This is a genomic window from Zhongshania sp. R06B22, assembly GCF_040892595.1.
Taxonomy (GTDB): Bacteria; Pseudomonadota; Gammaproteobacteria; order Pseudomonadales; family Spongiibacteraceae; genus Spongiibacter; species Spongiibacter arctica.
On the sequence record NZ_JBFRYB010000002.1, the window covers coordinates 65,970 to 87,736 of the forward strand.

Here is a 21,767-nt window from a genome sequence, read left to right on the forward strand (position 1 = left end):
TTCAATGGTTTGGTGCGATCGTCGGGCGAATGCTCGGACGGTAAATTGAGTTTTACGCTCAGTGTTCGTAATGTCGTTTTAGGGAATAGGGTCTGATACTGGATATCTGCGGCCTATGACTTGCTTGTGGCCGCCAGTGAAGCCGCTTTAGGTCGGTATCCACGCATGCCTCGGCCAACAGTGATGAATCTGCTATAGGGCGCTCAAATCTGCGCCCGCCGAGTTAAGTCTTGACTGGCTGGTATCGCGGGCATGGTATCTACAAGGAAAATGTATATGTGTGGCAGTGCTCATAAAATTGCTGCTGTCTGTTTTTGAATGTTTCTGACCGAAAATAATAAAAATATTGCGCTATTGTGGCTTCATATAATAATTCCAATGAGCTTTTTGAGGATTAATAATAATGAGAAAACCCCCGAATAAGACCCGTTTAGCGATCTGCACTGGTCTACTTCTTGTTTCGATTCCGGCGATGGCGGCTCCTCAGCTAGAAGAGGTTATTGTCACCGCGCAGAAGCGTTCTGCTAGCACCCAGGATACGCCTATTGCAATAACCGGTATGTCCGAGGGCGCGCTGGAAAAGTTTGGCTTTTCTAATGCGAATGACATCTCCGCGCAGGTACCCAATATGCAAGTGAGTGGTCCCTACGGCGAGGTGCAGCCGATATTCTCGATTCGTGGCGTGAGCATGTCTGACTACAGCTCTAACCAAGCCAGCCCGATTGGGGTATATAACGATGAAGCCTATTTGGGCGCGGTATACACCCATGGCATGAGTTTTTTTGATGTCGAACGTTTAGAGGTGTTACGCGGTCCACAAGGCACTTTATACGGCAAAAATACCACAGGTGGTGCAATCAATATCGTCACCAAGACACCACTAATTGGCGATCCTACCGCATTTAATCTCAAACAAGGTGTGCGGAATTACAATGGTCACGCCGGTGATTACGGTGTGGAGAGCACGCTGATAGAAGATACCCTAGCGGCAAGATTGGCTTATTCTTATTCACGCAGGGATGGCTATTTTGAGAACGCTCTAGGTGGCCCCGACTTGTCGGAGCAAGATTTCCAGGCGGCGCGATTGGTGGTTAATTGGCAGCTGACAGACTCTACAAATATGGTGTTGAAGTACTCGACCGCCCGCAACGATGCTTTGGGTAGCCCAAGCCGCAATGAGCCTCGAGGGGATCTCTCTAAAAACCCAGAATTAGTGACAGCGCTAGAAACCTCGGGGGTGGGTGTTTACGATAAGCCTAATAATGGCTTTATCGATAATACGGGGTATTCTCGCCCCGCGAAGAACCTAGATTACTACGAGGTCGAAGACAACTTTACCGGTGCGCTGGTAGTTAATTCTGATCTACTAGTTAACAAGATCGAATATGTTGCCGACGCTTATACCCTGACTGCCATTACCTCCTTGGCAGACTCAGATTACTCGCAAGCGCAAAACGTCGATGGCAGCCCAGACCAGTTGTTGGAGATTAATTGGGGGGTCGATACACAGGCCTTCAGTCAGGATTTTCGAATTACGACCACTTTCTTAGAGGACTTTGATCTTATTGCCGGTGCGTATTATGCGACTGAGGACATGCAGTTAGATAATCAGTACAGCTTGTATGAGACTCCGCCAGATACACGGGCGGCTGCAACCTACCCCGGTGTGACAGGCTACTATCCCTACCTGCTAGATTTCGGCGTCATTGATCAGAAAATGGATACCGAAAAAACTAGTGCCGCGCTGTATTCACAGCTTCGTTGGAATGTCACTGCCAACTTGGGCATCGATTTTGGTCTTCGTTATACCGATGATAAAATTGATTTGACCTATTTAAATATCTCCCGACTAGGTTATGACGGTAGCCCGCGCGGAACCTATGTGCCCGGCAATAACACCGGCGTCGATAATATCTTTATACCCGCTAATGTCGCCGGTCAAAGTCCTCTGGAGCCGGGGCTATTATTGGCAGAGTTCCTCAGTGGCAATATCGGTCTGGAGGAGCTTCTGTTAACCGCCCAGACCGGCTATACCCACGGTCCATATACGACAGATTCTGCGACACCATTAAGTGCACATGAGAAAGAGTGGACGGGAAAAATCGGTCTAGATTACCGCTTTAATGACGAGCTAATGATATACACCAGTTACAGCCGTGGATTTAGGGCAGGTAACTTTAATGCCGGCGTTTACTATGAGGAGCGGGAATTTGAGAATGCCTACGCCTCACCGGAGTTTCTGGATGCCTACGAATTTGGCTTTAAAGCTGACTTATGGGATCGCCGTGCTCGTATAAACAGCGCCTTCTTTTACTACGACTATACCGATCAGCAATTCATTAATGTTGTCGGCGTCTCGAACTTTTTGGAAAATGCCGGTGGATCTAAGATCTTCGGTTTCGAATCGGAAATGTATTTCGCTCTCACTGAAAAGCTAACAGTACAAATCGGTCTGGGGATTTTAAAAAGCGAGTATACCGAGCTAGAACTCTCTAATGTTCAGACTGTAAATAATGATGACGATGTCGTTGATTTGGCCGGTAACGAATTGATTTCTGCGCCAAATATAAGCGCCAATATCTCCATTGATTACGATATTTTTACCAATGATTACGGCTATCTGAGTATGAACCTCAATGGTAATTACCAGGCTGATCAGTGGTATAGCGCTTATAACGACAAGATCGGTTATGACAAAATTCGTCAAGAAGGCTACGGCTTGTATAACGCGCGTTTCACTTGGTTTGGTAGTGATGACAATTACAGTATCGCGGTGTGGGGTAAAAATCTTACCGAAACAAAATATGATGGTTACGCGATTAATCTGCAAGCGGGATTTGGCTTTGATTACTTTCAACAGGGAGCGCCAAGAACCTACGGTTTAGAAGCGACCTATAAGTTTTAATAATGTGAGATATCAGCTCAAATGCAATCGGGCTGAGTACTATTTGTAGATGCGTTGTAACTGGTATCTTTATTAATATTGCTGAATTGTGAAAACATAAAGAATAGCGATTTCGAAACTATTTTGTTCAACCCTGGGGCTACCTTTGTCGGGCTTTCACTAAAACTGCAAGCCCGACTTTTTTAATAATAAAATGGAGAGGAATGTATGAAAATAAAATTGACTCCGCGCTCTATAGCTTTAAGTGTCATGTTAGGTATTGCGGGTTCTGTTAGTGCGATCGAGCTACCAATTATAGGGAGTGTTGATCTAGGGGCTGGTGGTTTAGATGCCCTGCCGTTGTCGGTGGGCGGTATCGGAAGTGGTTTATTAATCAATTCAGGTATTCCAGTTCTGGTAGATCTACCAGTCATAGGTGGACTGCCATTAATTGATGGTCGTGGTATTCCAGTGATTGGTGATTTGGGGGGCGGGAGTATGTTGGTCTCTGGGTTGGTTCAGGTTGTTGCTGGCAACCCTAATCTCAATGGTGGTTTGCCGGTAATCGGAGATCGAGAGTTGGTATTATTTGATCTATTGCTAGAGGGTGGCCCGACCTTAAACTTTTTGGCGCTTGATGCCGTAGTGCCGCTATAAGTCTGCCTTTGCTAAAGGGTCTTTACGGCCCTAATGCTGCTTATTTGATTGCCGGTAATGACCAGGAGAGCAGTCGCTCCAGCGTTGAAATGCGCGTGTAAAGCTGCGGGTGTCGGTATACCCTAAATGAGCGGCGAGTTCGTCAATCTTCATGTCGCTGTCAGTCAATAATTGAAACGCCATTTGCTTGCGCTCCTCTTCAACTACGCCGCGAAAGCTGGTTTTTTCTTGGTCTAGTTTGCGTCTAAGGGTGCGACTTGAAAGTGCTAGTGCCGATGCCACATCTTCGAGTGATGCTGTGAGTCCTAAATCACCCAATATGTGCTGCCTAACTTGCTCGGCGGTGCCGCCAGTTTGGCGCTCGCGTAATTGCTTGGAGCATTGTTCAGTTAGCATGCTCGCTAGGCTGGCGTCGTAGGTGGATAAAGGCTTATCGAGGTGTTTGCTGGGAATGGTAAGGGCGTTGTGGGTGTTTTGAAATGTCGGTTTAGCCGCGCAGGCGCTTTCAATAAAGCGCGCATCTTCTGATGTTGGCTCGATGAACTCGGCCACCACTGACTGAATCTCATTCAGGCTAAGCTCTTTGACTAAGATGATACCCGCCGCCATATCTCGCTCTAGTAAAAACTGGCGAAGGTGGGAGGGAATAGCCTGTGGGTTCATTCGCAAACTAAAAGTGCCACCTTGCTCAAAGGGGGTAATCTCGCAATAGGCGGTACTTAGTGGCAAGAAGCGCAGCGCGACCTGCAATGCATCTCGCAAGGTTCTGCAGGTGCGAAGCGAAAATCCCCAGATACCAAAGGTAGCGATGTTGTAGCAAAGGCCAATTCTAAAGCCAAGTACCGGTATGTCTGGTAAGGCCAACATTAGATTTTCAATGAGCCGCATTTCCTGTTCAGGCTCAATTAAGGCGCTGCCGTCATTGAGCTGCTGCTCTGAAATAGCGGTGCCGAGCAAGCAGGTTTCTAGGTCCACCCCCTCGTTAATCGCAAAATTAATCATTACTTTGCTGATAGCCACCGGCCTAAGTGTCGTTTTTATATTGCCCATCTCCTGGAGTCTAGTTGCTTATATGTGAGTCGTGGTGGTTGCGTATGGCCATCTCTCCGGCGTAATAGGACAAAAATGCCCTGCTATACGCAATATATCTAAAGTACAGTATTGGCAAATAATTTGGTCGGCCAATGGCTGTAGAAGGTAGAAATGATGCAAGCAGAACTAAACAAGCAAGCCCTAGGTGCTGCAAAGAATTATATCGGAAAAACCGCTTGGTTAACGATAGCACTGACTTTTCTGGTCTGTAATCTCTTTGTGTTGTGTATTGTGCTCTTTGCCAATGGCTTGATGCCTGTATGGATTGCAACGCTGCTAGTCGGCCTGCTTACCTATATGTCGTATACAACCTTGCACGAAGCAGTGCACGGTAATATCCACGGTAATAACCCAAAGTTTCGCTGGATTAACGATCTCTGCGGCTATCTAGTTGCGCCAATAATTGGCGTGCCCTACAACTCGCATAAACATGAACACTTTACCCATCATCGCTTTACTAACATCGAGGGCAAGGATCCAGATTTTATTATTAGCGGTATGCGTACGGGCCTGCTCGGGGTATTGCTAACAACATTCAAATTTTTCTATGTTCAGAATAGCTTCTTCGCGAAGAACAACTGGCATACCGCGCAGTTAAAAGAGCGTGTTACCTATTGCCTTGAGATATTGTTTTCGATTGGTTGGCGGGTGTTGACCATTACCCTTGTGGAGCGCTCGGGTATCGCCGTCGTTGTACTGCTCGGTTATTTCATGGGTGGTTTCTTTACGGCCTATTGGTTTGCTTACCGCCCGCATTTTCCCTATGACAATACTCAGCGCTATCAGAATACCAGTAGCCTAATTATGCCAACCTGGATGCGGCCATTTGAATGGATTTGGCTGGGGCAAAATCTTCACTCTATTCACCATTTGTTTCCACGAGTGCCTTTTTATCGCTATCACGCGCTTCACCGAGAGATAGAACCAATACTCCGCGCTCAAGGCACACCGATTATTGGTATATGGAACAGAAAGCCAATCGACGCGGAGCAATCTTAATTACTTGCATAGTGGATTCTCGGCTCGCGGTGTTGTGCCTCGATGTGAGTGTTCAATAGTGTGGTGCGTAAAAGGCGAGAGTACCTGGGTATAAGTCATCAAACGAGTTAAAACTTTGCGCTTCAAAAATATAGCGCAAAGTTTTACTCTCCCCTTGGCTTACTGGCGCCCGATGAAGGCGATTATTATTTCCAGCAATGTCGTCTTAGAATTTAAATCGCAGCGCAATATCTAATTGACGCGGTGCGATAGATCTTCCGAAGTGGGCACCGGATAAGGTGGGAATATCACCGCCGCCGTCTAAGACAAATTCGTCGCTAGCATTGCGTACGAAAGCCTGTAGTGACCAGCGGTCATTATCATCTGCCAAGCGCATGCGGAGATTCACCGTCGCAAATTCACCCTGAACGTCGATGGGATCTTGATCGGACTGCAGTAGCTTGTCAGCTTCATAGAGCAAGTCAAAACCTAGCAGTATATTGACCGGTAAAGCCCACAGATCGTGAAAGTAATTGACGCTGAATGTCGACTTCCATAGCGGCGCAAAAGCCAGGGGTTTGCCGCTCAAATCGCAGGGGGTGTCTTCGCCGGCAGGGCAGGGACCGTTGGCGTAGTCAGTAAACGTCGCGTCCAGATAGGCGAGTGAAACATTACCCGACACGCCCCATGGCGTCACATACGCTGCCTCGACCTCGGCGCCTTTTGAGATGGCACCGGCAGCATTGGAGATACGGCTGACATTGCCCTCAAATATCGTCAGCTGCAGGTCTTCAAACTCGGTGTAAAATGTGGCTGCATTGAGCGTTGCGGCACCGTCAAGCAAGCGGGTCTTGGCGCCGATCTCATAGGTGCTAGAAGACTCAGGTTCCACTTCGGCAATCTCGGCGCGCACGGCAGAGCCACTGTAGCCACCGCTTTTAAAACCTTTGGCCGCGCTCGCATAAAACGTTAGATCATCGCTAGGCAGCCAGTTCAGCGATACTTTGGGGCTAACGTCGCGATCCACGCGCTTGTCGACCAAGCGATATTCCTCAGCAGTCACTACTTGGGTGAAAACTGGCCCATCAAGGTCTGTGCCGGCGGTGAATAGTTGTAGAGTTTGATCTACGTCCTTGGTTTCCGTTGAGACCCGGATACCGCCGGTTAAGCTCAGACTGTCGTTAAAATGCCATGTTGCCTGGGCGTAAACCGCCGAGCTGATGCTCTCTTGATAACCGTCAATCAATAGGCGCTCCCCCGGGGCATCGCCAGTGACTGGATTTAAAAGTGACGCCAGGCCACCCAAGCTGCCGCCGGTAGCGCTTAGACCAGACGCTAAGTCAGCAGGCGTTGGCGCGGCATCAATAATAACTTTAATCGTGGTGTCGCTCTGGGCCACGTAAGCGCCGGCTACGTAATCCAATTTGCCCCCGAACATCCCGATAGGCGACACGATGCGCAGCTCACTGCTTAGCTGCTCATAGTCTTCTCCGTTGAGAAAGAACAGCAAGGGTATTGGCGAAAAATCCAAATCCGTTAATGACTGCTCCTTGATAGAACTCAAGGCGTTTATCCAGCTGAATTCGTGGCCCCACAGCGAGGCGTTAAAACGGATATCAAACTTATTGCCCGTTTGATAAGTCATCGCCGGATAATCTTGGGCGCTCTGATTATTGCTAGTGTCTTTTTCAACACTGGGGTCGTAGAACTGCATAAGCGCAAATTGTTCGTCGGTCGCGGCTCGTATTTGAAAACTGCCGAGGCGGAATTCTTGATTGGTGTCGGTAGCCGCCACTGTCACATCTAGCCAGTCCAAAATATCCCAGCGCAGCTGTAGTCGTCCCACTCGAGAGTCGATACCGCCTTCATCGCGGTCCAGGGTGGTGTTATAAACCGTGCCATCGCGTTTATTCACCAGCGTCGAAGCGCGTAGCGCTGCGGTATCGCCAAGGGGAATATTGCCGGTGAGGGTATATTTTTCCAGATCGTCGTCCCCGGTCAGCGCCTCTGCCATAAACTCTGGATCTTGCGACGGCTGTACGGAACGAATACTGATGGCACCCGAAATGGTGTTTTTACCAAACAATGTGCCCTGCGGGCCGCGAAGCACTTCAACAGAGGCAACGTCTAAAAATGCGGCGTCGAGAAAGGCCAGACGCCCGAGATATACGCCATCTAGAAATAGACCTGCAGATTGCTCAAAGCCCTTATCGAATGGCGAACCCAAACCCCGAATCCGCAAACTTGTCAGGGGTGGGTGGCTAAACACACTGAGGTTGGGGGTCACGGCGGCAATGTCAGACATATCATCAATATTGCCGTCCTGCATTGCTTGAGCGCTTATTGCGACCAGTGAAATGGGCACATCTTGCAGGTTTTCCTCGCGCTTTTGAGCGGTAATGATGATCTCTTCCAACACCGGCGCGCCGCGTGCTAAAACATCTTGAGCTGCCAACAGCAGGGCGAAACTTACCAGTCGCTTAAACATAAAGGTCTCATTTTATTGCTTTAAAGAAGTTGTTTTTTGAAGTGGCGCAGCTTCTTATACGCTGCGCTTGGGTGGCCGTGGCATTAGGGCTGGGGTGTCGCGTTTGTAACTTTCATAATTTGCATTGCCTCCCCACTTAGCGTCGGCCCGCTTTTCCAGCAAGGGCACGCCACTGACCCGGGTCAGAAGTAGGAATACAAAGACAGGTGAAATGAGACTGAGCCACTGCCAAGCCTGAAATACCGGCAAGGCAATCAAAGCAATGCCAGCCCACAATACAATTTCACCAAAATAGTTTGGGTGTCTAGACCAGCGCCACAAGCCGATATTAATGAACTTGCCGCTATTTTCGGGACGTTTATTAAAGGCGGACTTCTGCGCGTCGGCAACCACTTCAAGGGCGAAGCCAAGTAACCAGATAAGTGTTCCCAGCAGGGCGATCACACCTAGCGGTTCACTGTGCTGGCTGGTAATAGCGGTTAATGCCGCAATGAGTGTTACGAAGACCCATAAGCCCTGTAGCGTCCAGGTTAATAAAAAACGCGGTATCGATACTTTTATCTGGTCAAAGCGACCGTCTTTACCGGCCTGCTTAACCCGCCGAAACAGGAACGGCCCAAGGCGTGCAGCCCAAAGTACTACCAGTACTGTCAGTAATATTGCGCGACCATCAAGGCCTTTTTCAGAGCCCGCGCTGAGAAACAGGGCCAGTAAGATAATAAGCACATAGGTGCTGCTGCCGGTAAGATCGTAATAGTGTTCGGTTTGAAAAATATAGGCTGGAATAAACGCCAGCCATTGAATGGCAAAGGCAATAAAGGCGCAGATCAATAGCACCGGATAGCCGCCCAAGTCTAAACCGCCGTCACCGCCAGCATAGGACAAGCCCCCGGCAATTAGCAGGCAAAGCACAATTAGCGCCGTACAGATTAATAGTCTCTTCATGTCAGGTCCTTCCGTTGACTTCATCGCATACGCATCATTACAAGGTATAGATAATAGTTATTGTTAATTTGTTGGCACTGTAATGTACCGACTCTTATCGCATTATATTAATCTTGGCGCCGCTTGCTTATTTTCGATTATCTGCCCGTGATACATAGTCGATATCTTGGCGATCGATAATCTCAGCACAGCTTCCGCATTTTACTTTTATGCTTAGTAGTGCGCCGCAACTACTGTGCAGCAGGCCGGCAACGGCTGTCGCATCCGCTTCCCACTCTACCGCCCATTGACGCATGGCAATCACAATCGGGAAAAGCGATAGGCCTTTTGCTGTTAGAGGGTACTCATGGCGCGGCGGTGAATCTTGATAGCTGCGACGTTGTAATACCCCATTGTCGACAAGGAGATTTAGGCGTGAGCTTAAAATGTTTGAGGCGATATTAAGCTGCTTTGCGAACGCATCGTAACGCTGCATACCAAAAAATGCGGATATCAAGATAAGTAAGGTCCAGCGATCGCCAATCAAATCACTGATCCCCGCTAGACGAGTGTCGGCAGTTTCTGACACCAGTGGCGATCTCACCCGCCGTTGACCGCTTAAAGATTTAATCTCTTCAATGTGTTGAATACCCTGAACGGCTATTGGTGACAGGCGAATCTCATCTAGCGAGAAAGTCTGCTCACAGCCGCCGCAGACCGCTTGCGGTGAAATAGCTTGCTGGCAGCCTCGATGAATAAGGGTGTCAGGCAAGCTGGTTGATGCATCGGCCAGCCACTTCTGCTCCCACTGCCAGGCGAGCAATGACGCGGGGAATAGCGCTGCCCCCTTGGCACTTAAAAGGTACTCATGGCGTTTGGATAATGGCGAGATACTGCGCTTGATCATCAGCCCCTGCTCGATTAACGCCGCTAGACGTCGAGTCAGTGTAGCTTTGCTGGCACCGGTGTAACGCCTAAATTCTTCAAAACGACGGCGGCCCAAAAAGGCATCACGCAAAATCAATAGCGACCAGCGATCACCGATTACGTCTAATCCTTGGGCGATAGCGCTGTTTACAACCAGATGATTGTTGCTCATAGGCTATTGCTGGCTCTTCCAGTGCTCACTATCACGCGGTCTCCATCAACGATAATTAAAACGTTCGCCCTGCATTGACAAAATATATATTAGTCTCATAATGCAAGCAACAAATAAAAACATTGTTTAACTTATTTTCAGGGCATCTTTATGGCTATAAGCTACAAAAACACCGTCAAATCCAGTTTAAAAGCTAGTCATCATCCCTATTTGAATGGCGCCTGGACACCCAATTTCACCGAGTACACTGCCACCGAGATGGAAGTTATCGGTAAGATTCCCGACGATATCGACGGTGTTTATATCCGCAACACCGAAAACCCCGTGCAAGAGTCTATCGGTCATTACCACCCTTTCGATGGCGATGGCATGCTTCACAGCATGTCTTTTAAAGACGGTAAGGCGGAATATCGAAATCGCTTTGTACGAACTAAGGGCTTTGATGCTGAGCAAGAGGCAGGGCAGGCGCTTTGGGCGGGCATTGCCAATCGTCCCAGCATGTCTACGCGACCCGGTTGGGGCGCCCAGGGCGGAGTGAAAGATGCCTCCTCAACTGATGTTACCGTTCACGCCGGCGAAGTGGTGTCGACCTTTTGGCAGTGCGGTGACGGTTACCGTTTAAATCCCTACACCCTTGAACAGTTGGGCACCGAAAGCTGGACGCCGGTAGACGGTATTTCCGCCCATCCAAAAGTCGATGAGCGCAGCGGCGAAATGTTGTTTTTTAATTACTCGATTTATCCGCCCTACCAGCACTACGGGGTGATCGACAGCAATAATAAACTAGTGCATTACACCCCCGTTCCCCTGCCGGGTCCGAGGCTTCCCCATGACATGGCATTCTCAGAACATTACTCGATACTCGCCGACTTACCCATGTTTTGGGATCCGGAAGAGCTAAAAAACGGACGCTACCACGCCGGCTATCACCCAGAGATGCCCACGCGATTTGCCATTCTGCCGCGCTACGGAAATGCCGAAGACATTCAATGGTTTGAAGCATCGGCCACCTATGTATTGCACTGGATGAATGCCTACGAGGAAGGTGATGAAATCGTCTTGGATGGCTATTTTCAAGATAATCCAGACCCAGAGCCACTTGCCGGATTACCAAAAGCGGCCGGTAAAATGATGGCTAATCTTGACATAAACTCCTTTCAGTCGAAGTTGCATCGCTGGCGTTTCAATCTAAAAACTGGCGGCGTAAAAGAAGAGCGACTCGATGACCGTCCACTAGAATTCGGTACTATCAATCAGCAGTATGCTGGCCGTAAGCACCGTTATATTTATTCGGTTTGGGGCGAGCCGAATTGGTTTTTATTCTCGGGCATGGTCAAACACGATCTGCAGACAGGTGAATCTTGGAGCTTGCCCTTTGGCGAACAACGCTTTGGCAGCGAAGCGCCGTTTGTGCCACGCATTGACGCCAAAGATGAAGATGACGGCTACCTAGTGAGCTTTATCACTGATATGAAAGAAGATCGCTCTGAATGTGTACTCATTGACGCCAAAGACATCGAAGCCGGGCCAGTGTGCCGAATTATCCTCCCCCACCGAATTAGCAGCGGTACCCACGCAACGTGGGCAAGCGGCGAGTCGATTCGCAAATACCAGAAGTAAGTACGTCGGCGAAGTGCTAGGCGGTAGAGAAGTCATGGAAGCGATAAAGGTAAATTAAATGCAAAGTGCGATGATTGTCGATGCAGTTAGAATTCCCCGCGCTACCCTGCGCGGCACGTCTGCTTACGCAGCGCTGCGCCCCGTAGAGTTATTGCGGCCGCTATTCACCGCCATCGCCGAGAGGAATCATCTCGACAGCAGTCACGTTGAAGATGTGTTGCTAGGTTGCGCTACCCAGAGCGGTGGTCAAGGTGCTAACGTCGCCAAGATTGCCGCGCTTTATGCTGGCTGGTCCGAGCAGGTTTCTGGTGTCACCGTAAATCGATTTTGCTGCTCGGGCTTGGATGCTATTAATCTCGCGGCCAGTAAAATCATGTCTGGTATGGAGTCGGTATTAGTCGCCGGCGGTGTGGAGCAGCTCAGTGCGGTACCCATGTTCGCCGATCAGGGCGACTGGTTCAGCAATCCCAAGGTGATGAAAGCCACTAAATTTATGCACATGGGTTTGTCCGCCGATCTGATTGCCACCCAGCAGGCTTATAGTCGTGAGCGTCTCGATGCTTACGCCTTGCAATCGCACCGGCGCGCCAACCATGCTGCCAGTCATGATTATTTTAAGCATTCCCTAGTGCCTGTTTGCGATGCTAACAATGCACCATTGTTAGATAGCGACAATGCTGTGCGGGCAGGGCTCAGTCTTGAAAAATTAGCGGCCTTGCCCGCCAGCTTTACTGACTATGTTCAGCACGGCCAAGCCTTAGTGAGCCAGCGTTACCCCGATACACTTCTGCAAGCCTATCATTCGGCAGGTAGCTCTCCCGCCTTGGTAGATGGAGCATCGCTGCTATTATTGGCGAGCGAAAGCGCCTGCAAGAAACTTTCCCTGACCCCGCGTGCCCGTATCTGCCATTACGCTAATGCCAGTGACGAGCCTGTCAAAATGCTCACGGGACACCTGCGGGCCACCGAAAAACTGCTCGCCGCCACCGGCTTGCAGGCCAGTGATATTGACCTGTGGGAAGTGAACGAATCTTTCGCGGCAAGTGTTTTGTATTTCCAAGACCATTTTAATATTGCCAATGAGCAGCTTAATGTTAACGGCGGCGCTATTGCCTTTGGCCACCCCCTAGGTGCAACGGGTGGCAATCTGATGGGGATGCTCCTCGACGAATTGGAGAGACGAAACTTGAAGCGCGGTATTGTCGCGATCTGCGGTGGCGCTGGGGTCGGTGTTACCACTCTGATTGAACGCCTTTAAGATCGATAACAGCCATATTGTGTAAGAATTCAAGCGAGATAATTAAATAATGAGCGCACAAAAAATTTATATACTGGGTGGTTATCAAAGCGACTTTGCGAAAAATATTGCCCGCGAAAATCTGAGCGTTGCAGACTTATTTATTGAAACTGTGCGATCTGGTTTGGCCGCAAGTGAACTCGACGCCGGCGAGATTAACGTTGGTCATGTTGGTAATTTTGTCTCGTCCTTATTCTCTGGTCAGGCTCAGCTTGGGGGCTTTTTTGGTCACGTTGATCCTGCTATGTGCTATATGCCAGCCTCAACGCATGAGGCCGCCTGCGCCTCTGGCTCAATGGCCCTTCTTGCCGCTATGGCTGACCTGGAAGCGGGGCGCTACCAGACTGCGTGCGTGCTTGGTATTGAGCTTATGCGCAATGTCAGTGGTGATCAGGCCGCTGCCAATTTGCGGCCTGCGGCGTGGGCGAGCCAAGAGTGGACCGAAACTGACTACGTTTGGCCCTGCGCATTCGATAATATGCTCGGGCTTTACGAAGAGCGTTATGGGTTGAAAAAGGAGTATCTCTATAATATTTCGCAGCAGAATTTCGCCAGTGCGCGTCGCAATAGCAACGCTCAAACTCGGCGGTGGCAATTTACGGAAAACAGTTTCAGTGACGATGATCTCGCCAACCCCATTATCAGCGGCAATATTCGCAAGCAGGATTGTGGTCAAACTACTGACGGCGCCGCTGTGGTGTTCTTGGCAACGGAAGCCAAGGCCGCCGAATACGCCGCTCGTAGAGGTATTTCCTTAAGTGCGATACCCACGATTAAAGGCTGGGGGCATATCAATGCACCTATCTCCTTTAAGGAAAAATTGTGTCTGAGCGAGCCCGACGGTTATATCTTCCCCCACATTCACTCGCTGTTTCAGCAGACGCTAAAGCGCGCTGGCATGAACGATCTAAGCGCTATCAATGGCTTAGAAGTACATGATTGCTTCAATATCACCGAGTATATGATTTTGGATCACAGCGGCTTATACCCCCCCGGCAAGGCTTGGCAAGCGATAGAAAATGGCGACATTGGTCGCGGCGGGAAACTCCCGGTGAATATGAGCGGCGGGCTCATTGGTTTGGGGCACCCGGTAGGGGCTACTGGGGTGAGAATGCTGCTAGACAGCTATAAGCAAATTATTGGTGGCGCCGGCGATTATCAGATAGATAATGCTCAAAATGTAATGACATTTAATCTGGGTGGGAGCGCGACTACTTGCGCAAGCTTTATTGTTGGCAAGTCCGATACTTAAAGTCATACCGCGCAGCTTGCCAACTATCTTGTTAGGGCGTAGACGCTTGGCATACAGCCTTATTCCTTAAAAAATGCCAACCGACAATAGTGAGCTAATGGTCGCTATTGTCTGCTTACACGCTAGCTCGACTCTCTAAACTATCTCGTTCATAGAAACCTTAAATAGCAAAAAATAAGCTCTTTTGGAGCCTGATTTTTGATTCTTTGGGTTTGGCTTTCATCGACTGCCTTTGCCTCCTCCACACTAAATTCAAATTCTCAGTGCCGTAGTGTTAAATTAAGGTATTCGGCCGGGTATCTTTTTGCTTATTTAAGTGCGCTCTCAAGCTAGGTTCCTCCTCTCTTGAGCGCGTATTTCGCCTCTTTTTAGGCTACCTTAGTTTCAACTGTAGTTCTGTAAATAAGCGGGGTATTTAGGTTATGGTATGTGAGTGTCGCGTGAGTCTGTCTATACCCGCAAGCTATTGAGGTTTCGACAGGCAGCTGTTCCGCAGGAAAAGACTAACAATAATGAAATCCAAGCGATAAATCGAGGAAATGTATCAAATGCGTAATTACCTGAATTTTTACATTAATGGCGAGTGGATAGCCCCCAGTGGCGTGCCATCATTGGACGTCATTGACCCTAACACTGAAGAAGTAGCCGGTGTTATTTCACTTGGCAATCACACACATGTCGATCAGGCAGTCGCTGCGGCAAAACACGCCTTTGCAGAATGGTCGCTTACCACGCCGGCGCAAAGGGTCGCGATACTAGAGCGTGTCTGCGAAGTTTACGGTGCTCGTATGCAAGATATCGCGGAGGCGATCAATGAGGAGATGGGCGCGCCGCTGACTAGCCTTGCGATAGAAGCGCAGGCTCCCATGGGCTTGGGTCATTTCATGACGACCACGGAAATTTTGAAGAACTACGCGTTTGAAGAGAAAAAAGGTACTACAACCATCTTGCGCGAGCCGGCTGGGGTGGTGGCAATGATTACACCGTGGAATTGGCCGATGAACCAAATGGCCTGCAAGGTGGCGCCAGCATTGGCGGCTGGCTGCACTATGGTGTTAAAGCCCAGTGAAGTTGCGCCGTTTTCTGCTTATTTACTTGCCGAAATCCTTCATGAAGCGGGCGTGCCGCCGGGGGTGTTTAATTTGGTGAATGGCGATGGACCGGGCGTTGGTTCCTATTTGACGGCCCACCCCGATATTGATCTTGTTTCTTTTACCGGTTCAAGCCGGGCGGGCAAGATGATCGTCAAGGCGGCTGCGGACACTCTAAAAAATGTGTCACTGGAGCTCGGCGGTAAATCCGCCAATATCATTCTTGAAGATGCAGATATGCAAGAGGCCATCACGAATAGTGTCGCCACGATGATGATGAACACCGGTCAGAGCTGCAATGCGCCTTCGCGGATGTTAGTGCCGAAATCGAGCTTGGCGAAGGCCGAAGATATAGCTCGCAAGGCTTGTGAAGGTATTGTGGTGGGTGACTCCCGTGCAGCAAACACCACGATGGGACCGCTAGCGAGCAAAATGCAGTTTGAAAAGGTGCAGGGGCTCATTGGCACCGGCATAGATGAAGGCGCGAAGCTAGTTTGTGGTGGACCAGGCTTGCCCGATGGTATTGGCAAAGGCTATTTCACACGAGCAACCGTATTTAGTGACGTTAATAATCAGATGACTATAGCCAGAGAGGAAATCTTTGGGCCAGTGCTGTGCATCATTCCCTACGAAAACGAGGAAGAAGCCATCGCCATCGCTAACGATACGCCTTACGGTTTATCGGGTTATGTTTTCTCAGGCGATCATGACAGAGCGAGTCGAGTGGCGCGTCGCTTGCGTACCGGTGCTGTCCATTTGAATGGCGCTCCCGTAGATTTAGAGGCCCCGTTTGGTGGCTACAAGCAATCAGGTATGGGGCGTGAGTGGGGCGTGCACGGCTTTGAAGAGTTTCTTGAAGTAAAAGCGGTTATGGGAGACAACGCAGCCTAAAGCTCGCCTTCTGATTTGCTGAGGATTTAATGAGCCTCGGCCTCGATTGCTGCGGCGTTGGTCTGACGCCGTGATTGCTGTCTTGCCGTGGCAATAAACATATTGCTTCGGCTTGCTCCAGTGCTTAGCTTGTTTGCATGCAGGCTAACTTTGAGTAGTAATCGTGATAGCCGCGAATATTGATCATCATTGGGGGGGAGTGGCGCACTAGCGAATGTTGCTCCCGCGCCCTCACTATAGCGGCACTAAACGAAGAAGCTAATCGTATTAATAAAATTGATTTGCCGGTATTGGCTGTAATCAAATGAATACTTTTTGTCGGCTAGAGCATATTAATAAAATTCATTTTCGCTAAGCCCGCTGCTAGTATTAAGCTATAAAAATATTCAATAAAATTTATGCTGCAAAACATCAATAATGCTTCATATTTTATACTTTAGAATAGCTGCTAAAAATAATGTATTTAGGAAATTAAACTATGTCGATTTCATTACAGAGAATGATGGAGCGCGCCGCGCGGACCAATCCCAACGGTGACTGCGTCGTATTTCAGGGGCAAAGCCGCAGCTGGAAGCAGGTGCAAGAGCGGGTTGCACGACTCGCTGGCGCGTTGCAGGCTTTAAATCTTGATGAGGGCGATCGGGTGGCGATTCTCAGTTTGAATTGCGCCAACTACTACGAGGGACTCTTTACAGTGCCCTGGGCGGGCTATTGTGTGGTGCCGCTAAATACCCGTTGGGCGCTGCCAGAGAACGAATACGCACTTGGTGATTCTGGTGCAAAAGTTATTTTATTTGACGATGCATTTGCGGCTCAGGTGAAAGAGTTACTTGAATCGGTGGCTGGCTTAACTCACGCAATATACATTGGTGGTGGTGAATGCCCTGATTGGGCCTTAGATGTTGAGAAGCTGATAGAGACCTCGGCGCCAGTCGCTGCAAGTGCTCGGGGTGGCGAAGAGATGGCCGGTATTTTCTACACCGGCGGGACTACTGGGTTTCCGAAAGGGGTGATGCAGTCGCATCTGGCAATTTGGGCGAGTGCAGTCTCGGCCCTGCCCGCTTTTGGCTTGGGGCGCCATTCTCGCTATTTGCACGCTGCGCCGATGTTCCATATGGCTGACTTGGTCGGCAGCATGGGAGCGATCTTAACCTGTAGCGCCAACGTTATTTTACAAGCCTTCGATCCGGCAAAGTTTCTCGAGCTTGTTGAGAAAGAGCGCGTTACCCACTCTCTAATTGTACCGGCGATGATCAAGATGGTCTTAAATCATCCTGATGTGGCGACCACTGATATCTCCTCGCTGGAAATGGTCATGTACGGCGCATCGCCGATGCCTGCCGCAACATTGGAGAAGTTTATGCGCGTCTGGCCAAATGTCAGTTTGGCGCAGGCCTATGGCCAAACTGAGTTGGCGCCTATTGCCACGATTTTACCTCCCGAAGACCATGCCCCGGGAAGTGAGTTTCTGCGCTCTGCGGGTCGTCCGACCAGTATCAGTGATATTCGCTGCATAAACGAGGATGGCATTGATTGTGAATTAGGTGAGCCAGGTGAAATACTCGTTCGCGGCCCGCAGGCCATGATGGGTTATTGGAAGCAGCCTGAGCAGACTGAGAAGGCACTCAAAGATGGTTGGGTTTACACCGGTGATGCGGGTTATTTTACCGATACCGGCCATCTGTATATTGTCGACCGGGTTAAGGACATGGTGATCACTGGTGGTGAGAACGTCTTTACCACCGAGGTTGAAAATGCGGTGATGAGCCATGACGCTGTGCAAGATGTTGCAGTAATTGGCATTCCATCTGAAGAGTGGGGCGAGACGGTTCATGCCATTGTTATTTTGGCGCCGGATATGCAGGCCACGGAAGATGAGATCAAAGCTCACTGCCGGGGTATTATTGCAGGATACAAACTGCCAAAAAGTGTGCAATTCCGCTCTGAACCGATGCCCTTGTCGGGTGCCGGCAAGGTATTGAAAACTGAGTTGCGCAAGCCTTTTTGGGAGGGGCAGGCACGGCAGATTAGCTAACTTTTGGCTGAGGGCAAGGTGAGCTGCTTTGCGGTTCACTTTGCTTGCTCTGCGTTACAGCGCATCGCCCAGTCAAATCATTTTTGCGTTTGGCCAAGCAAGACCATTTCTGATTTGGATAGTATAGTTAGCTCACACTCCTTTAATATCTAGCTCGGACGCACACGCGTTAATCGCCGGGTAGCGTGTGTTTATCTCCACAAAAACGACGTGCGATATAGCGCGCGTGTTGCGCTGTATTTACTGGGTGTTGACGCTAGCCAAGTTGCTAGGCAGGCTTTCCTTAATGGCTATGGTTTGGCTATAGATCGGGCATTTCGTGGCCATTGCCTAGGCTAATTTCCTATTAAACTTGACCTCATTCCTTAGATCGGCCAGTCTTCTTGGCTGCGGTATCACGGCCCTCGTTTTCGATTGTCACTATGTTACATTCAGGCCTGTATGCTCCGTAAATAAAATCGGGCTGAGAGTGGAATTACAACAATCATGTCAGTAAGTAGGCACTTTCAAATAATCACTACCAAGACGCTTCCCCCGCAAAAGCGAGGCAAGCAAGTTGTGCGGCATAATGAAGCGGAACTGCTAAAGCAAATTACCGAGGCGCGCCTGTCCAGTGTTGTTGCGCCGCCTGGCTTCGGAAAAACCAACATCCTCTCCCGCTCTTTCAGGCATCTTCATGCCCTAGGTTACCTCGTCGCATGGGTAAGCTTTGACGCCCAAGACAACCAGTTTTATCGCTTTCTGTCCTATGTCTTGGCGTCGCTCCACCAGAGTAATGCCTTGAAGCGAGAGTGGCGCGAGCTATTGGTGGAGACCTCCCCAGAGGATCAAGGTGACCATTTACTGTCCAGTTTGATTGAGGTCTTATCCGATAGCGACAATGATTTATATCTCATCCTTGACGATTTCCATCATATTCGCGATCGTCAAATCCACGACTTCCTCAAGCGTCTAACAGATTACGCGCCGTCTAATTTCCATCTCATTATTGGTTCGCGCCGGCGTTTGGAAATCGGTTTTTATCGCAGCGTTCAAAACGGTCTGTATGCAGAGATTGGTGCTAGTCAATTGCAACTGAATTTGGCAGATACACAGTATTTCTTTAGGGAGTGCTGTGACATGGAGTTGTCTCCCGCCGACGTCGAGCGTTGGCATCGTGACACCGAGGGTTGGGTCTTCCCTCTGAAGCTGGCCAGTATCTCCATTAAGCAGCGACCGGGTTTCGCCCTCGGTGAGTTTTTACTTAAAGATCGAGGTATTTCTGAGTATTTAAGCGATGAAATTCTCGAAGATATGCCCAAGCCCTTCGCTAATTTTGTTATGGCGATGGCGGTGCCAGATATCTTTTGCAGTGACACCTGTGGCTATATTGCCGGAGTGGATAATCCTGCGTATTTTCTTGATCAAATGCTAGCTCAAAATCTTTTTATTGAAAGGCTGACCAGCGAAGGTGAGTGGTTCCAGCTGCATCCGTTTTTTCGTAGTTACTTGGAGTCGCGCTTACACAAAGAGGCGCCAGGCTTGCTGGTTAGCTTACATCGCAAAGCGCGGGAATGGTTTGAGCAAAATAATATGCCGAGTTTTGCCATAAAGCATGCTATCGATGCCGGCGATAGTAAGTTCTTGGGCGCCTTGTTAGAAAAGAGCTGTTACGACTTATTATTTAATGGTCAGTACATGGAGTTGGTGGGCTGGGCTCAGTTACTGGGTGATGAAGATGTTCGCTCCAGGCCCAAGTTGTGCTTCGCCGTGGCCTTTAACTATATTCTTATGCATCAGTTTAGCGAGGGGCGTCGGCTCATCGCGTCATTGACAGATTCCGCCAAGTTCCGTCGTCAATTGGGGGAGTTCAGTGATGGCTTGCCAGTACTGCTTGGGGTGGATGCCGTATTTCGCGATGACGTCAAAGCTGCGATGGAACACTGTCAGGGTTGGCTTAGTTCCGTGCACTCGCCCGGAAAAACCCTGCCTCTTTTACTTATTACAGGCTGTAATGTGCTTAGTTATTGCATGTTGTACGAGGGCCGCTTTGCCGAGGGGTTGGATGTACAGGTGTCGTGGAAGGCGGTGCCTGAGAGTGAGGCTCCGGCCTACGGCATCACTTGCGCCCATTGTCTTGAAGGCTTGATTTACCTGCATATGGGCGACGTTGATGCGGCCGAGCGCAGCTTTGTTAAGGCTAAGAGGGTTGCGGTAGATAAATTAGGTGAATTCTCTATCTATTCATCCTTTGCAACAGCATTCCATGCAGAGATACGCTACCAGCAAGGAGACGCCCGTTTCTTGTTGGAAGAAGTGCTGCCAAGCCTAGATACCATTAGTAAGATTGGTCTGGTCGATTCCTTGATCCATTCATTCCCCCTGGTCGCATCCGTACTGCATCTTCAGGGTCGTAGTGTTGAGGCCAATGATATTCTTGATAGGGCTGAATCTCTCGCGAGGTTGTGTGATTGGCCTCGCTTGGCGCTGGCGTCTATGCATCAAAAATTGCGGTTTGCTATTGCGGGGCGCGCCTCGGTTGATAGGCAGTTGATCAATACCAAGGTTGAAAAAATAGAAGCTGACAACGTCGGTCGCCTGAATATCAGCGCCCAGTATTATCTGGGAATGATAAAAGCAGAGAGTCGGGCAGCTATTGGCCAGTACGCCGAAGCGATTGAGTTGGCGGCGTCGCTGCATCAATTATTAGTGGCTAAGGGGTTTGTATACCTAGGATTTTTGACGAATGTCCGCTTGGCTTTCTTTTATGGCGCCAGTGGGGATTCCGTAAGAGCTATCGATATATTGACTGAGTGTCTGGATTTTGCGGTTCGAGATAAACTGATTCAAGTCTTTGTCGATGTTAGCTATATATATCCCGGCCTTATTAATGAGAGTCGTGACGTACTGACAAGTACGGATCATGCCAATCTATTGCTTGCCATAAGTGATCAGATTGGCAGCCACGGCGAAAGCAAGGGTGATGTGCGTTCTATTATAGCGGCAAGCAGTCTTGAGCTTGAGCTCAATATTAGTGAGCGCGAAATGCAAATTCTCGAGCTACTGGGTCAAGGTTTGACGAGTAAGCATATCGCCCGCTCGCTGAGTATTGGGCAAGAAACCGTTAAGTGGCACATAAAAAATATATTTGGAAAGTTAGAGGTCAATTCCCGCGTCAGTGCCGTGCAAAAAGGCCGCCGCATAGGGCTTATTGCCTAGTATTATGCCATTCACTAGCAGCTATCCCTGGAAAGAATTAGTGCCATTATCTTCGTCTTAGTTCTATATCGTTAAATCGCCAACGGTTCCCGCGTCTCCTCTATATTTGATTTAGCCCCCCCCCTCTCCCCCCCATTAGTGGTGGGTAATTTCCTGGCAGACTCTATAGCCTAGAAGCTCATAATTTTCGGTCTTGATGATCAGGGCCGGCGGCAAGCGGTCTGCGATTTTCAAACATAATATTAAATGTATGTCGGCTCG

13 protein-coding genes are annotated in these 21,767 nt (G+C 49.4%); 9 read left to right on the forward strand and 4 right to left on the reverse strand.

What is annotated here, in order from left to right; all coding sequences use genetic code 11:
* The first annotated feature begins 403 nt into the window (after nucleotides 1-403).
* Complete coding sequence (locus AB4875_RS16250; RefSeq protein ID WP_368377163.1) at nucleotides 404-2,905, forward strand: TonB-dependent receptor; 2,502 nt, start codon at nucleotides 404-406, stop codon at nucleotides 2,903-2,905.
* A gap of 207 nt (nucleotides 2,906-3,112) precedes the next feature.
* A complete protein-coding gene (locus AB4875_RS16255; protein ID WP_368377164.1) occupies nucleotides 3,113-3,541 on the forward strand; it encodes a hypothetical protein in 429 nt (142 codons plus the stop codon).
* Nucleotides 3,542-3,571: 30 nt separating this feature from the next.
* On the opposite strand, the gene AB4875_RS16260 is transcribed toward AB4875_RS16255, so the two are convergent.
* On the reverse strand, nucleotides 3,572-4,591 hold the full coding sequence (locus tag AB4875_RS16260) for an AraC family transcriptional regulator (RefSeq protein WP_368377165.1): 1,020 nt from the start codon (nucleotides 4,589-4,591) through the stop codon (nucleotides 3,572-3,574).
* Nucleotides 4,592-4,744: 153 nt separating this feature from the next.
* On the opposite strand from AB4875_RS16260, the gene AB4875_RS16265 reads away from it, so the two are divergent.
* Nucleotides 4,745-5,632, forward strand: a complete 888-nt coding sequence (locus AB4875_RS16265) for a fatty acid desaturase family protein (protein ID WP_368377166.1) — start codon at nucleotides 4,745-4,747, stop codon at nucleotides 5,630-5,632.
* Nucleotides 5,633-5,837: 205 nt separating this feature from the next.
* On the opposite strand, the gene AB4875_RS16270 is transcribed toward AB4875_RS16265, so the two are convergent.
* From AB4875_RS16270 to AB4875_RS16280, 3 genes are all read right to left on the reverse strand, one after another.
* Nucleotides 5,838-8,099 carry a TonB-dependent receptor gene (locus tag AB4875_RS16270; RefSeq protein ID WP_368377167.1) on the reverse strand — a complete coding sequence of 754 codons (2,262 nt, stop codon included), beginning with the start codon at nucleotides 8,097-8,099 and terminating at the stop codon, nucleotides 5,838-5,840.
* A 54-nt stretch (nucleotides 8,100-8,153) separates the two neighbouring features.
* Nucleotides 8,154-9,044, reverse strand: coding sequence for a DUF1295 domain-containing protein (locus AB4875_RS16275; protein ID WP_368377168.1), 891 nt, complete (start codon nucleotides 9,042-9,044; stop codon nucleotides 8,154-8,156).
* 127 nt (nucleotides 9,045-9,171) lie between these two features.
* On the reverse strand, nucleotides 9,172-10,122 hold the full coding sequence (locus AB4875_RS16280) for a winged helix-turn-helix transcriptional regulator (RefSeq protein WP_368377169.1): 951 nt from the start codon (nucleotides 10,120-10,122) through the stop codon (nucleotides 9,172-9,174).
* A gap of 150 nt (nucleotides 10,123-10,272) precedes the next feature.
* Between AB4875_RS16280 and AB4875_RS16285 the strand changes: the two genes are divergently transcribed.
* The 6 genes from AB4875_RS16285 (at nucleotide 10,273) to AB4875_RS16310 (ending at nucleotide 21,506) form a co-directional block, all read left to right on the forward strand.
* Nucleotides 10,273-11,742 carry a carotenoid oxygenase family protein gene (locus AB4875_RS16285; protein ID WP_368377170.1) on the forward strand — a complete coding sequence of 490 codons (1,470 nt, stop codon included), beginning with the start codon at nucleotides 10,273-10,275 and terminating at the stop codon, nucleotides 11,740-11,742.
* A gap of 58 nt (nucleotides 11,743-11,800) precedes the next feature.
* Nucleotides 11,801-13,000, forward strand: a complete 1,200-nt coding sequence (locus tag AB4875_RS16290) for an acetyl-CoA C-acyltransferase (protein ID WP_368377171.1) — start codon at nucleotides 11,801-11,803, stop codon at nucleotides 12,998-13,000.
* Between the two features lie 49 nt (nucleotides 13,001-13,049).
* Entirely contained in the window at nucleotides 13,050-14,291 is a 1,242-nt protein-coding gene (locus AB4875_RS16295) for an acetyl-CoA acetyltransferase (protein WP_368377172.1), read from the forward strand.
* 548 nt (nucleotides 14,292-14,839) lie between these two features.
* The gene (locus AB4875_RS16300; protein WP_368377173.1) at nucleotides 14,840-16,273 is read left to right on the forward strand and encodes an aldehyde dehydrogenase family protein; all 1,434 of its coding nucleotides are present in this window, start codon (nucleotides 14,840-14,842) and stop codon (nucleotides 16,271-16,273) included.
* A 478-nt stretch (nucleotides 16,274-16,751) separates the two neighbouring features.
* Nucleotides 16,752-18,308 (forward strand): acyl-CoA synthetase, encoded by a 1,557-nt coding sequence (locus AB4875_RS16305; protein ID WP_368377174.1) that lies wholly within the window; start codon nucleotides 16,752-16,754, stop codon nucleotides 18,306-18,308.
* 486 nt (nucleotides 18,309-18,794) lie between these two features.
* Nucleotides 18,795-21,506: a winged helix-turn-helix domain-containing protein gene (locus AB4875_RS16310; protein ID WP_368377175.1), complete on the forward strand. Its 2,712-nt coding sequence runs from the start codon at nucleotides 18,795-18,797 to the stop codon at nucleotides 21,504-21,506.
* The last annotated feature ends 261 nt before the right edge of the window (nucleotides 21,507-21,767 follow it).

What these genes read in the sequence shown, in the direction of transcription:
- AB4875_RS16250 (WP_368377163.1), top strand. Translation starts at nt 404, where the DNA reads ATGAGAAAACCCCCGAATAAGACCCGTTTAGCGATCTGCACTGGTCTA.
- AB4875_RS16255 (WP_368377164.1), top strand. Translation starts at nt 3,113, where the DNA reads ATGAAAATAAAATTGACTCCGCGCTCTATAGCTTTAAGTGTCATGTTA.
- AB4875_RS16260 (WP_368377165.1), bottom strand. Translation starts at nt 4,591, where the DNA reads ATGGGCAATATAAAAACGACACTTAGGCCGGTGGCTATCAGCAAAGTA.
- AB4875_RS16265 (WP_368377166.1), top strand. Translation starts at nt 4,745, where the DNA reads ATGATGCAAGCAGAACTAAACAAGCAAGCCCTAGGTGCTGCAAAGAAT.
- AB4875_RS16270 (WP_368377167.1), bottom strand. Translation starts at nt 8,099, where the DNA reads ATGTTTAAGCGACTGGTAAGTTTCGCCCTGCTGTTGGCAGCTCAAGAT.
- AB4875_RS16275 (WP_368377168.1), bottom strand. Translation starts at nt 9,044, where the DNA reads ATGAAGAGACTATTAATCTGTACGGCGCTAATTGTGCTTTGCCTGCTA.
- AB4875_RS16280 (WP_368377169.1), bottom strand. Translation starts at nt 10,122, where the DNA reads ATGAGCAACAATCATCTGGTTGTAAACAGCGCTATCGCCCAAGGATTA.
- AB4875_RS16285 (WP_368377170.1), top strand. Translation starts at nt 10,273, where the DNA reads ATGGCTATAAGCTACAAAAACACCGTCAAATCCAGTTTAAAAGCTAGT.
- AB4875_RS16290 (WP_368377171.1), top strand. Translation starts at nt 11,801, where the DNA reads ATGCAAAGTGCGATGATTGTCGATGCAGTTAGAATTCCCCGCGCTACC.
- AB4875_RS16295 (WP_368377172.1), top strand. Translation starts at nt 13,050, where the DNA reads ATGAGCGCACAAAAAATTTATATACTGGGTGGTTATCAAAGCGACTTT.
- AB4875_RS16300 (WP_368377173.1), top strand. Translation starts at nt 14,840, where the DNA reads ATGCGTAATTACCTGAATTTTTACATTAATGGCGAGTGGATAGCCCCC.
- AB4875_RS16305 (WP_368377174.1), top strand. Translation starts at nt 16,752, where the DNA reads ATGTCGATTTCATTACAGAGAATGATGGAGCGCGCCGCGCGGACCAAT.
- AB4875_RS16310 (WP_368377175.1), top strand. Translation starts at nt 18,795, where the DNA reads ATGTCAGTAAGTAGGCACTTTCAAATAATCACTACCAAGACGCTTCCC.